General features: G+C 44.5%; 13 protein-coding genes. 8 read left to right on the top strand and 5 right to left on the bottom strand.

All coding sequences use genetic code 11. From position 1 onward, the window contains the following. Positions 1 to 61: 61 nt before the first annotated feature. Positions 62 to 1,495 carry an aminotransferase class V-fold PLP-dependent enzyme gene (locus RXX31_RS12130; protein ID WP_317589657.1) on the bottom strand — a complete coding sequence of 478 codons (1,434 nt, stop codon included), beginning with the start codon at positions 1,493 to 1,495 and terminating at the stop codon, positions 62 to 64. Between the two features lie 540 nt (positions 1,496 to 2,035). On the opposite strand from RXX31_RS12130, the gene sodC reads away from it, so the two are divergent. The 3 genes from sodC to RXX31_RS12115 all read left to right on the top strand — a co-directional run bounded on the left by sodC (position 2,036) and on the right by RXX31_RS12115 (position 4,098). After that, positions 2,036 to 2,557: a superoxide dismutase [Cu-Zn] SodC gene (gene sodC / locus RXX31_RS12125; RefSeq protein WP_317589656.1), complete on the top strand. Its 522-nt coding sequence runs from the start codon at positions 2,036 to 2,038 to the stop codon at positions 2,555 to 2,557. A 235-nt stretch (positions 2,558 to 2,792) separates the two neighbouring features. Further along, positions 2,793 to 3,722 carry a LysR family transcriptional regulator gene (locus tag RXX31_RS12120; protein ID WP_317589654.1) on the top strand — a complete coding sequence of 310 codons (930 nt, stop codon included), beginning with the start codon at positions 2,793 to 2,795 and terminating at the stop codon, positions 3,720 to 3,722. After that, a complete protein-coding gene (locus RXX31_RS12115; RefSeq protein WP_317589652.1) occupies positions 3,715 to 4,098 on the top strand; it encodes a VOC family protein in 384 nt (127 codons plus the stop codon). The genes RXX31_RS12120 and RXX31_RS12115 overlap by 8 nt, the downstream gene beginning before the upstream one ends. 81 nt (positions 4,099 to 4,179) lie before the next feature. Here RXX31_RS12115 and RXX31_RS12110 read toward each other — a convergent pair whose 3' ends face one another. From RXX31_RS12110 to RXX31_RS12100, 3 genes are all read right to left on the bottom strand, one after another. Continuing rightward, the gene (locus RXX31_RS12110) at positions 4,180 to 4,533 is read right to left on the bottom strand and encodes a hypothetical protein (protein ID WP_317589650.1); all 354 of its coding nucleotides are present in this window, start codon (positions 4,531 to 4,533) and stop codon (positions 4,180 to 4,182) included. A 144-nt stretch (positions 4,534 to 4,677) separates the two neighbouring features. Beyond that, a complete protein-coding gene (locus RXX31_RS12105; RefSeq protein WP_317589648.1) occupies positions 4,678 to 5,067 on the bottom strand; it encodes a cytochrome b562 in 390 nt (129 codons plus the stop codon). Positions 5,068 to 5,208: 141 nt separating this feature from the next. Then, complete coding sequence (locus tag RXX31_RS12100) at positions 5,209 to 5,961, bottom strand: phosphatase (protein WP_317589818.1); 753 nt, start codon at positions 5,959 to 5,961, stop codon at positions 5,209 to 5,211. Between the two features lie 214 nt (positions 5,962 to 6,175). Between RXX31_RS12100 and RXX31_RS12095 the strand changes: the two genes are divergently transcribed. Beyond that, complete coding sequence (locus RXX31_RS12095; protein ID WP_317589646.1) at positions 6,176 to 7,234, top strand: serine protease; 1,059 nt, start codon at positions 6,176 to 6,178, stop codon at positions 7,232 to 7,234. An 87-nt stretch (positions 7,235 to 7,321) separates the two neighbouring features. Here the strand turns inward: RXX31_RS12095 and RXX31_RS12090 are convergent, their stop codons facing one another. Then, positions 7,322 to 7,609: a hypothetical protein gene (locus RXX31_RS12090; protein ID WP_317589645.1), complete on the bottom strand. Its 288-nt coding sequence runs from the start codon at positions 7,607 to 7,609 to the stop codon at positions 7,322 to 7,324. Positions 7,610 to 7,870: 261 nt separating this feature from the next. Here RXX31_RS12090 and RXX31_RS12085 point away from each other — a divergent pair, with 261 nt between their 5' ends. The 4 genes from RXX31_RS12085 to RXX31_RS12070 all read left to right on the top strand — a co-directional run bounded on the left by RXX31_RS12085 (position 7,871) and on the right by RXX31_RS12070 (position 13,176). Beyond that, entirely contained in the window at positions 7,871 to 8,728 is an 858-nt protein-coding gene (locus tag RXX31_RS12085) for a DMT family transporter (RefSeq protein WP_317589644.1), read from the top strand. Between the two features lie 413 nt (positions 8,729 to 9,141). Further along, positions 9,142 to 11,322, top strand: a complete 2,181-nt coding sequence (locus RXX31_RS12080; RefSeq protein ID WP_317589643.1) for an FUSC family protein — start codon at positions 9,142 to 9,144, stop codon at positions 11,320 to 11,322. Between the two features lie 10 nt (positions 11,323 to 11,332). Then, on the top strand, positions 11,333 to 12,973 hold the full coding sequence (locus RXX31_RS12075) for a TolC family protein (RefSeq protein ID WP_317589641.1): 1,641 nt from the start codon (positions 11,333 to 11,335) through the stop codon (positions 12,971 to 12,973). Next, entirely contained in the window at positions 12,973 to 13,176 is a 204-nt protein-coding gene (locus RXX31_RS12070; RefSeq protein WP_317589639.1) for a DUF1656 domain-containing protein, read from the top strand. The genes RXX31_RS12075 and RXX31_RS12070 overlap by 1 nt, the downstream gene beginning before the upstream one ends. The last annotated feature ends 9 nt before the right edge of the window (positions 13,177 to 13,185 follow it).

Genomic DNA, 13,185 nt, shown 5'->3' with positions numbered 1-13,185 from the left:
AGTGCATAACCTTTTTCACAAAGCGCCCAAACAGCAGGCGCTCAAGTGATAAACAATAATCTTAGAATGAGCGTGAGTAGTACAAGTCTGCAATCGCTTGGACTAATCCTTCTACATCTTGCTCATCATGGAACAAGTGTGTAGAGATACGAAGCGCGTGGATATCGTCATTATCATCTTTGTTCAACTTGAAATCGGTTGTACGGACGATATAGCCATACTCCTCGCGCAGAAGATCTCGGAACTGAGTCAAAATATCAATTCTCGTCAACCTATCAAAAAATGGGTTGAACGTCGTGATACCACTCTTTAGACCGTCTACATTCGGCGAGAAAATTTTCGCATCTGGCAAAGCCTCAGCGAGTAACTCTTTACACAGACTGCCTAAACCAAGAACACGCTCTTCAATTCGATCACGGCCAATTTCATCCCACATTTTACAGCTATCCGTTAACGCTTGCTTTGCAGGGAAGTTATCGTTACCAATGTACTGAAACTGGGCTTGCTGACCTATAGAATCAACATGAGACAGTGATGAGTTAATCAACCACAGCGGATTTTCTCGATCGCTCCAGTAGTCATCATTCAAACGCCCGCCAAGGATACCCTTCTCATCTTTTCGTACGTATAAAATACCAGTCGCGCCGGCACCACACTGCCATTTATGCCCAGAACCTGCATAAAAGTCACAGTCTAAGTCATGGAAATCAAGATTTAGCATGCCAATGGTGTGAGCACCGTCTATCAACGTAGGGATATTGTATTCTTTTGCGAGCCCACAAATATCCTTGGCCGGTAAAGCCGTGCCTGTTTTATAAGTGATATGAGAGAAAACGATCAGTCGCACATTCGCATTTGATTCAATCGCTGTACGGAATGCGTCAACATATTTGTCTACCGATACCTCTTCCTTACCAGTAAACTCAGGAAGTTGAATTTCAACAATCTCAGCCTTGAAACGCTCTTTTGCGACGTTAAGAGGAGAAAGGGCTGCCGCATGTTCATGATGCGTTGTAAGGATAACGTCACCCTCTTCGAATTGCAGTCCATTGATGATTGTACACATGCCGTCGGTTGTATTTCGGCTAAGGATAATTTCGTCGCCATCCGCGCCAAATCCCGCAGCAATTTGCTCTGCCATATTACTCACTTGTGGCCAAGGACCAAACTTGCCTTGCATATCCCATGGGTATGTTGCCACTAGCTTGTTATTTTCTGCGTAGTTTTCCAGTACATGCTTCGGCATAGAACCTGTCGTGCCAATGTTCATGTACGTCGTTTTTTTGTCTAGAACAAACTGCTTTTGAACTTTACGCCAAAATTGTCTATCGTTTTTACTACCTAGACCTTGACTACCCCAGTTAATTTTCTGCTCACCGGCTTGTGCTATGCCGGAAAAGGCAGATGCACTCACACCAGCAACAACGGCGCCCGTTGCCCCTTTGAGAAAATTACGGCGGCTGCGATCTGTCTGAGTAGATTCCTTATTGCTCATCTTTTTTCATTCCTTGTCGAAATTAGCCATCAAATTGTTAATTAAGAACACGTAACTATTTGTTACTAAAACATTATTACTTATTCAAACCATAGTTTAATTTTTTTCTGCGTAATTAAGTGATCCTTATTCCATTTTTCTAACAAAATGATGACATAAGCAACAACTTAACTACTAGAAGATATTCACCTTGGTTCATAGTGAAATATTAGCTAAGTTGACGAATATTAATAGGAAAAGTTTAAATTCTCCTTTCGTTTAAAACAGCGATGAGCACTATCCTTAAGGTTAACAGCTTTATCTTTATCAACTATTTCAAATACCTTTACTGTTCATTCATTAATTATCACGATGATTCTCATACCAAATATCTCTGATATGCTAAGTTTTATTAAAGTCGGGAATTCGGCGGTACGGCTTGAGATCTTTCTTTAGTTCACAGGAAAAGTTGTTAAAAGAGCATGAAACAAAACACGCTCTTTCATGAAACGGATACTTTGAACTTAAGACCATCCGAATATAAATATGGAAGGACAAACCATGTTAAAAGGATTACTGAGCATTTCTGCAACTGCGACATTGATCGGAGTAATTGCCCCTGCTGCGATTGCACAATCGATCTCCATGACCGACCTCAATACCAACAAAAGCGTTGGAACCGTGGAGCTATCAGAAAGTCCGTACGGTGTTGTATTTACCCCTAATTTATCCAGCGTCCCAGCTGGCTTACATGGCTTTCATGTGCATGTAAACCCATCTTGTGAAAGTGCCGAAAAAGATGGAAAAACAGTTCTAGGTGGTGGTGCTGGCGGCCATTATGATCCGCAAAATACAGGTAAGCACGGCTATCCTTGGACAGACGATAACCACCTCGGCGATCTTCCTGCTTTATATGCCGATATGCAAGGCAATGCCATTTCCCCTGTCCTAGCCCCACGTCTGAAGTTATCTGACTTAAAAGGCAGAGCGTTAATGATCCATGCAGGAGGCGACAATCATTCTGATCAGCCAGCGAAACTTGGTGGTGGTGGAGCTCGCATTGTTTGCGGGGTGATCGAGTAACGCCCTCATCCCCCCATTGGCCTGTGTATTGAGTTTGTATTTAAGCGTAATAACCAGACGGAAATATAAGGCAAAAGAGAATCCTTCTCCTCGCTTCAGATGAGAAGGATTTGTTCTTCCTAAACGCCAACGATCAGACACCGTTACAAAATTCGTGAAAGCGAGACGGACACACTTGAATCTACTCATGCAGTGCCAGAAAATACCGTCATTACGCGCTACAGAACCAAAACCTATGGTTAATACAAAACTTATCGCCCTGCTTCCTGATCTCGCCTCGTTTATCTTGGTAGTGAATGAAGGTAGCTTTACCGCCGCCGCAAAACAGCTTGGTGTCACGCCTTCTGCTTTGAGCAAATTGATCACAAGATTAGAGCATGCGCTTTCGGTGAAATTGTTTGAACGCACGACTCGTAAACTGCTCATCACGCAAGCAGGTCAAAAAGTCTATGATCAAAGCATTGCGATGGTTAATGCAGCACAGCAGGCCGTCGAACTTTCAGCACAAGATCATACTGAGCCAGCAGGTGCCCTCACTGTTGCCGCACCAGAAGCGTTTTTAAATTCAGTACTTCAGCCCTTTGTTTTACCTTTCTTACAGCGATACCCCAAGATCCAATTAAAGCTGCGTGCCGCAGATGGAGAGATCGATCTATTTCGTCAAGGTATCGATGTCGCTTTCAAGTTGACCGATAAACCCGACGAAAACCTGGTATTAAAAGAGATCAGTAAAACCAATCTGGTGTTGTGTGCATCACCAAACTACCTAGCAGAGCACGGAATGCCAGATCACCCAACCCAGCTGGAACAGCACGACTGTATTTATCTCGCAGAGAACGATAAAGACAACATTTGGTCCTTTTTTAAAGAAGAGGCATTCCATTCTGTTGCAGTCAATGGACGCTACGCGGTAAACCACTCACAAATGCGTCTAAATGGCGTTAAAGCAGGGTTAGGTATTGGCATTTTTCATGACTTTGTGGTTAAAAAAGCTCTGGCGCGCGGTGAGGTTGTCGAAGTGCTTGCAGATTGGATGATCAAGAGTAACTATCACGGTGCGGTTGCCATGCAATACCCACAAACGAAATACATGCCAGCGCGCTTGCGTGTATTTCTCGATTTTGTCAATCAACACCTGGTCACAAAGGAACCTAACCATGTTTAATGCGATTCATCATGTCGCCATCATATGCAATGATTACCCAAAGTCTAAGCACTTTTATAGCGAAATATTGGGACTGCCTATTCTTGCAGAAAACTACCGTGAAGCGCGGGATTCTTACAAGCTTGATCTTGAATTACCTGATGGCAGTCAAATTGAGTTATTCAGTTTTCCAGGTGCCCCGGAGCGTCCAAGTTTTCCGGAAGCTCAAGGCTTACGTCATCTGGCGTTTCAAGTTGATGATGTTGAGGAAGTCAAAGCATACCTTGAATCGAAAAATATCGAAGTAGAGCCCATTCGAATTGATGAATTCACCGGTAAAGCCTTTACTTTCTTTCAGGATCCGGATCGGTTGCCTTTGGAGCTATATCAGAAGTAATTATTGAAGACAGAAAGCTGAAGGGTATTGGTGGAGTTCTGGTGGTATTTAAAGCGTATCAGAGTGATACTTGGTTTTTTATCAGGTAATCAACGGGGGCGCTCGTGGAACTGGCGTTTCAAATCGTACACTTAGAGCCAAAAAAGTGTAACGTTCAGAAATAACCGAGCTCAGTCGTAAAAGTAAAGGTGTAGTTGGAAGTGAGTCGTGATGAAAGGGTGAAAAGTAACTGAATGGGCAAGGTTTCCCCTTATGCGTGACAGCACTATCGCCCTCTTCAACCTGTATCAATTCAAAGCCATTAAGCGTACATAGCGTCGCCCATACACCCATGCTGTTACCATGAGCATTGATAACAGGCATCATTGTTACTAGCGCCCAACTCAAGGCACTAATAAGCAGCATGGAGCGATAAAATGGAATTAATCTACGCATAACGGTGACTTAACAAATTTCACACAGCGTAACCAATTCTAAGTACAAGCTCAATAAAGGATTTCAGGCTCAGCGCTATTTTCCGTCACAAATAAAAAGACCCGCAGCGTTGCAGGTCTTGAAATAATGAGACGGTTAGCAAAATCAACCAAACAGCTTGCTCCAGATACTTGGGTTACGCTTGTCGTGGTACTCTTCGCGCAAGCTGTCAATGTCACGCAATTGCTGTTTGGCTTCCGTTAAATTGCCGGCATCCAAATCCGCTTCGATTTTATCAAGCGCGACCGTTAACTTGTTAAAACCTTCCAGATACGTATCAAACTTCTCTGGTGGGTAGTTACCGCGCTTAGATTGCTCTACGATCGCTTGTAGGCTATCAATTGCTGACTTCATGGTTTCAACATCCGACGCTTCAGCCGCTTGTTTGAAATCCATCTTCATCTGTTTCATGTTCTGTTTGAGATCAACCGCTTCCGCCATTACGTTGCTTGAGCCCAACGCAATTGCACACCCCAAAATTAAAGGACGTAACATCTTCACTTCTCCATTTTTAGTGCCGAATTCTATGTCGGCTTTGTTTATCCGAATCATCCAATATTCTGGATGATTCGGATAGTTAAGCTACGCAGTGTAAAGGAAACCCACTAAGGGTGCATTAGCAAAATGTAATCAAGTTTATGCATTACGCATTTCTTCATACTCAGCAATGGGCGCTCGCCCACGAAGTTCTAAGAATGACAAGAACTGTTTCGCCGAGTGCGTAATAACTTTGTCAGTCTGGATGCCAACGCTGTCCAGGAGCTCGCCAACCAAATCAAGATTCCCGACATCATGGCAAAAATGAGCGTCACTGCCCGTGGTAAAAAACACACCGAGTTCTTTACCAATCCGCGCGATTTCATGACAACGGTCGACACTCCCTACGCGGCTATTCCCTTTCAGCGTCGTATTGTTGATCTCAATGGCAACGTTATGTTCTTTGGCGCATTTCAGAACCGTTGCAAAATCAAAGTCAAAGTTAGGGTTACCGAGGTGTCCAAGCGCATCAACACGACCACTTTGGATAACATTGAGTAACGCTTCGGTATGAGTTTCTCGGTTCGACGGATTAAATACCGGCTCATGGAAACTAGCAATCACCCAATCGAGGTTACGGTCAACGCTTAAAGGGATATCAATATCGCCTTCCGTATTCAGGATATTGGCTTCAACGCCACGAATGATCGCGATACCTTCGAGGTGACGAGGCAGAATTTTCTGGTTGGAGAAAAACCAGTAGTGAGGTGCTCCCGGCATCGATTCTGCGTGGTCGGTAGTGCAGAACATCACGAGTCCGTTCTCTTTTGCCGACTGAGCATTTTCAATCAACGTACTGTAAGCGTGGCCGCTGGCATACGTATGTGTATGGGTATCCACCTTAAATTCCATCATTTACTCTCTTAGATTTACAGCTTTTCAGGTATTGTATACCCAAACGAAGTCAAGATGCAGGTTATACAATCTCTAGTCTACAAGCCGCAATCGCTCCCATCGAATAAAACCTCACCAGTATAAATAGTGAGAATGGATGTAAGCAATGTTGTGCTTGTTGGAGTCTTGACTAAAGTAAATGTAATAACAAATCTAACAATAAGGACAGGTTATGAGGTTAAATCATTTTTTGATTAGCGGGGCTTGCCTCATTTTGCCTATGACGACCATCGCAGATACAGACACAACGCTCTCTGAGCAAGGTATATCCGCAGCTATCATTGGTGGTGAACCTACCATGTTGAATCAACTGCCGTTTTTTGCTCGTTTGGTACTCTATAAAACCGGAGCTAACGAATTCGCTAATATTTGCGGCGGTTCTATAGTGAATGACCGCTACATTTTAACTGCCGCACACTGTGTGGAGTCAGAGGTATTCACCGATGGCTGGAGTACTGACGACTTACGTGTTTTAGTCAAAAACCCGACCATGGACGACGTTTATGTCTCCGAGTTTAAAGACGTGCGTAGAATTACCATTCATCCAGACTATGACGCGAGTACGTTGTGGATTAACGATCTGGCCCTGCTGGAACTCTCGCGACCGATTACTGATAACGTACAATCCATCACTCTGCCACAAGATTTCGGTGATTACAGTGACGAGGCCGTTTACCAAATCTTTGGCTTGGGACAGACCTCGACCACTGATACCTCGGGAGCAAACTATTTACGCTGGGCAGAAATTGAACCGTTGACCGACGTAGAATGCGCCGCATTAGTTTCAGGCTTCAACGCTCAAGAAACATTATGTGCCAATGGTTTTGAGGATCGGGAATATACCGGGATTTGCCGAGGTGATTCTGGCGGACCACTAACCTACGTCGACAGCAACGGCAGGTATCAACAGATAGGTATCGTGAGTTATGGCTCGTCCATTTGTGAATCTCCCGCTATACCGAGTGTATTCACCGAAATACTTAACTACACCACTTGGATTGAGCTACATACGAGCGACGGCGTAAAAACCAGTTACGATGCTGAATTAGCCGCAACTGAAGACTACCACAGTGAGGGAGATCCTCAGATCTTTGAAGAAGACGACAATGATGATGCTAACAGTGAAGATGGCGGTAGCAGTGGCTCAGTCGGTGCTGGCTTCTTGTTAATCGGTGGATGGCTCGGTTGGATGCGTCGACGCCACTTTAGTAACAAACAATTAGTGAAATAAAGCCATCAGCGAACCAAGCAAAACGAACAATACTTAACCTATAAAAAGAAAACAGCCTACCCGAGTCATTGGGCGGCTGTTTTTCCTCTAACGACGAATATAAATTGCACTAGTGCCTGTTGCTTTACCTTGCGGAATTCTAAAACCCACTTTTAACATGGTGTTGTGCAGTACTTTGTTAAACAACTCGAACTCAACCGTCTCTTTTAATTGGTTGAGTTGCTGAGTTCTTAACTCGGGGAATTTCATTAGCGCTTCTTTACGTATATTTTTTAATTCTTCGCTATTAATACTTTGTTTACTTAGCAATTTATTCCCGATAAAACTTTCATAAGCACGAGCGCATTTCATCAATCGTAAAACAAATTCATTCATTGTTTGCTTTCTTTTCATTAGGGTCTGACGTTGAGAACACATATTCATATTGTGTTCCAGCCTTGCGAAAAGATAGCAAGAAGTGGTGCAATAAACGTGTAGGAAAACGCCTAATTGATTGAAAGAATTTGCGTTTTCAATTTGTGCAATATGTAGCGAGTTATACCCATAAGTACAGATATAACTAATCACTTAATCAACTAGTTGAGTAGCTCACTTTGCCGCTACACTTAAGCTATGCACCGAAATGAAGGATTGAAAATGTTTACGTTTCTGCTCACTGTGGTTGTTATGCTTGCTTTTGCGGCCAATTCTCTCTTGTGTCGCGCCGCATTAGTCGACGGATTGAGTGATGCAGGCAGCTTTACCATTATCCGCTTAATCTCTGGAGCAGCCACCCTAATCCTTTTTCTTATCGCTACTGGAACCTGGCATTCAGAAAAGCCGACCAGTCGCTTTAAGGTACTCGCAGGTGTGACGCTATTTGGCTATGCGGTATTAATTTCGTACGCGTATCTGAATATGGATGCCGGAACGGGTGCACTACTCTTATTTGGGGCGGTACAGTTGACACTTCTGACTTTACATTGGTGGCAAGGTGAACGATTCAAAACCTTAGAAGTCATTGGCATCGTCATGTCCATTCTCGGTTTCGCGTGGCTAATGCTTCCATCAGCGACTCGTCCGGATGTTTGGTCGACACTACTTATTGTGATATCTGGCGTTTGTTGGGCGCTCTTTACTGCGCTAGGCAAACAGGCACCATCACCCAGTAGTGGTATCACGTGGGGTTTTATCGCCGCCTCAGTGATCAGTCTACTCGTTTCCCCATTTCTTCTCGCTTCGGTTAACCTCAGCACTGAAGGTATCTTACTTGCAGTTACGTCCGGAGTGCTTGCATCAGGGATCGGTTATTTACTCTGGTATCACGTTATACAGAAACTTACCTTGCTTCAGGCAGCAGTCAGCCAGCTCTCGGTGCCCGTTATCGCCTTGCTGCTTGGGTCGGTTCTGCTCGGTGAATCCCTGTCACTGCATTCTATCCTCACCAGCACAATCATTTTGGGTGGTATTGCACTGGTTTTTCTATCTCGTTCCCGGAGCGTAAACGAAGATTGATACGACCTTTACAACTCAATAAAAAATAAAACTTTTCGTCTCAAATCCCTATTCATCATCTATGCTTTTTAAAGGCGGTGGCATAGATGGCAATGACTATCTTCCCTGCTTAATCTCTGGCGATTTATCGATTTAATGAAAAGCCACGGCTAGGAAAGAGCAGAAATCTGTTTCATAAATAAGACTGTGAGCAAATAGCCATTTTGAGCATTTGCCCAATCTCCCTAATAACAACAAGGGATACAGGGGAGTTGACTGATTTATATACATCTCGTTTTGACACAGGATTTACAATCCGCCTCTTTTTGCTCGCTATATTCCGCCAACCCAAATATAGTTGGACTCACAATCCAAGATTGGTTTTATTAATAAAATCATCAATTTAAAATGATAAGCCTGAGCAAACTTTGACTATGAACGACAAAATAAAATTTGCTATAAAAGTATCGCTTAGCCTCACCTTGGCTTATCTGATCCCCTTTGCAATGGGGTGGCCTCAAGCATCGACGGCAGCAACCACAGTGATGCTGATAGCCACAACGGGAAGTCGCCGAGAGTCTCTTGCGAAAGGCACATTGCGAGTTCTCGGCACCCTAGTCGGGGCGGTTGTCGGCTTGTTGCTGGTTGGACTCTTCGCACAAGATCGCCTGCTGTATATGCTTAGCGTGTCGCTTGTCGTTTCATTCATCTTTTATTTTCGTAACGCTTACCAAAAAGACCCTACGCTACTGATGCTTACCGGGGTGATGACGTTAATGATGTCCAACGGTGGTGATGCGGACGGTGCCTTTCTTTATGGTGTCGATCGCGCTTATATGACGGTCTTTGGCGTGGTGGTGTATACATTGGTCGGTACTTTTCTCTTCCCGGTCAAAACCGAACAGAACCTGCGCCAGCTTATTGAACAATTAAATCAAACTCAGCAAGCGTTATTCGCTACGATTGTACATAGCTTTGAACAAAGTCATGAATCACATCCTGAGTCTGTAGATGGTTCAGAACCACCAGAGGAATCAGAACACCGAGCTTCTCAACTCAATATCGACAAGCTCACCGAAGAAATGTTTGCTGCGCAAAATAGTCTGGAGCAACGATTTACCACTGTAAGTGTTGAGTGCAGTGACGTCTCCGCGTATTTAAAAGAGTGGCAGTTGGCGGTTCACCTGAGCAAACAAATTACTCAGCAATTATCGGTTGCCGTGCATAGCCACTTTAGCCTTGAAGAAGATCGTCAGTGCATCACGAACTTTGATGAAACGATCGCGGAAATAGAACAGTTATTCCATACCTGTCAGCAGGTTTGGGAAGACAATGAGCACGTTTATCGCGCCAAAGAATTTAAGGTTGAATACAATCAAGAGTCGTTAGATTCAGCACCACACCTTAGTAAAGGCTCGGCGATCACATTAGGCTTTCTGCTGGAATCAATGCATCAGAACCTGTCGCGCCTGGCTGAAAGTATCAGCTGTATAGATTCGGTGACGAACAACGTCTCATTCCACGTCGAAATGCCCAAACCAAAAAGTAAATTCTTGTGGTGGGATGCAGAAAATTTCAAAACAGGGGTCAAAACCTTTGTCACTTATTGGGTTGCGGGTCTCATCTGGATTTACTTTAACCCTCCGGGCGGCTACTCGTTTGTTATTTTCTCGACTATGTTTATGTCCTTGCTTTCCTTTGTCCCCGTGCACCCGATTTTGTTGCTGGTGCTGTTCACCTTTGGTTTCTTATTTGCGGTGCCTTCTTACCTATTTATCTTGCCGCAACTGGACCTGGGGCTTGAGCTTGGCCTGTTCATCTTTAGCTACACATTTATTGGTTTTTACCTTTTCAACGGGCCGATAACCATCTTTTACATGGTCGGCCTGTTTGTACTCGGGCTGGACAATAATATGTTCTACCACTTCGGCATCCTAATGACGATCATGACACTGTTCTACTTGGTCGTATTCATGATTATTTTTGCTCATTACTTCCCGTTCAGTTCAAGACCCGAGCACCTTTTCTTAACCATAAAAGAACGCTATTTCCGGCATACACGCGCTCTGTTTGTCACCTATCAAAAGCAGTCTGATTCTTTTCTCACGCCACTAAAACGCGCTTTGCACCTGGTGACATTGAATGTGTCGGCAAAGAAACTCAAAGTGTGGGGTTCAAAAATCAACCACAAACATTTTGACCAAACAACGCCAGAAGCGATTGGTGCGTTCAGCAAAGCTTGTGATGTCCTATCCAGCCACATCAATGTGCTCATGGTCGCTGAGAAAAAACTGTTGATGAATCCGTTGATTAACCAACTTCGTCAACAGCATCGTGACTCGATCATTCCATCAATGGCAGGGGCGTTAGCCAGCCATCAGGTAACAGAAGAACTCGACTCCGTTTTTAATCAATACAGTCAGGATTACCAGTCTTTCGAAGATAAATTGGAAGATTTTTTTAATGAGTTAGATTTATCTGACTACGCTTACTCAGAGATAGCGGGTTTTTATATCTTGCTGAATTTAAAACGGAACGTGTTCGAAGCAATTAAACATTGCAAGCAAACCTACGAGGATATCGATTGGGTGAACTTACAACAGAAGCGGTTTTAAAGGTAGGGGTATGATGCTGCAAAAATTAACCAAACCAAGCCTCGCCATAATAACTCTGATTGGACTCAGTGCGTGTACGACTGTGGGGCCGGATTATGTCCATCCACAGCAATCGGCTTTACCAAGCGATTGGTCATTGCAAAAGGCCGCTCAGGATACCGAACAATCGGAGCGAAAAGTACAACAATGGTGGCAACAATTCAATGACCCGACGTTGAATCAACTGGTTGAACTGGCAAGCCAGCAAAACCTTGATTTGGAGGCTGCCGGGTTACGTATTGTCCAAGCCCGAGCCTTAGTCGGCGTTGCATCCGGACTGCAGTATCCACAGGTACAAACCGTATCCGGTAATTTGGCACGTGCTTACGTTAATGATCAGGGGCTCAATAACGCCGCACTCAGCTTTGACGCCGCCTGGGAGATGGATATTTGGGGGAAATACGCACGCGGGATTGAATCGGTAGAGGCTGGATACTATGCAACGATTGCGTCTTACCACGACATCATGGTGACCATCACTTCAGAAGTGGTACGAAATTACATCAACTATCGAACCTACCAAGAACGTATTTTACTCTCTAAACGAAACATCGAGATTCAAGAGCGCGTGGTACACATCACTCAAGTTCAATTTGACTCGGGTAACGTGACGGAACTTGACGTACAACAAGCGCAAAACCAGTTATACACCACCAAAGCGGCTCAGCCGAGCCTTGAAATTGCAATGAAGCAGTCGCGCACTGCCATTGCCCTTCTGCTAGGCGTATTACCAGAAGAAGTCGATGCAATACTCGCATCAGACGGGGTTCCTGAGCGCATCGCAGAATACGAAACGCAATTTAAATCGACAGGCAGAAAAACGGCGTTATCAGGTAATGACGAGAACTCCATTGTTCCACGTCCACCACTTTTAGAGACCCAAATCGACGCAAACCTGGTTATGCGTAGGCCAGACCTGCAAGTCTCTGAGATGCAGGCTCGCGCACAAAGCGCTCAGATTGGTGCAGCGGAAGCGGCTTTATACCCCAGTTTTTCTCTGTTCGGGTCGATTGGTATCGACAGTACCGTCCCGGATGGTAGTAGCTTTAGTTTTAGTGACTCGCTCACCATGGTTGCTGGCCCTGCCTTTAGCTGGAACATTTTCCAATATGGGCGTGTGAAAAATAACATCCGTTTCGAAGATGCCAGCTTTCAGGAAACCTTAACCAGCTACAACAAGAAAGTACTGCAGGCCGTTAATGAGGTCACCAATGCCTTAGAAGCTTATGACCTGTATTTACAACAAAAATCGCTCCGTTTGCAGTCGGTAAACTCATCGATTCGGGCCTTCAACATTTCGATGACGCAATACGAAAACGGCCAAATATCCTTTGAGCGTCTACTGAACTCAGTAGAGAAAATGACGCGAGCAGAAGACAACTATGCCTCCATTAAAGGCAATGTCGCCAATCAGGTCGTCGCTCTGTACAAGTCCCTTGGTGGGGGTTGGCAAGCACAAACCGGTAAGCCGTTCTTATCTGACGAGATTGCGAAGCAGATGGTCGAACGCACCGACTGGGATGGGTATTTAGACAAAGAGAATCGTGTTCTGCCGCCGCTTCCGATTCAACAGACAAACAGCACGGTAGTACCTAAAGGGGAGGAACCATAATGCCTTATGAACTCTCTTGGGGTGATGTGTACTTTTCCCCTTTGCTTCTGGTGCTTTTTCTTGCGGTCACTGCAACCTGGATTACCGTGATCCTGTTAAATAAGGCGCGCTTGTCTCGTTTTATCGCTTTTCCGTCGCTGACTTTCATCGCCATCATGGTCTTTTATGTGGTGGCAATCGACAGCTTTTATATTCAATTTTAGGTGCCAAAC

Origin of the sequence: Vibrio sp. EA2 (assembly GCF_033042495.1) — a bacterium.
Classification (GTDB): domain Bacteria; phylum Pseudomonadota; class Gammaproteobacteria; order Enterobacterales; family Vibrionaceae; genus Vibrio.
Note: the sequence above shows the minus strand (reverse complement) of the source record. Positions and strands in the feature narration are given on the sequence as shown.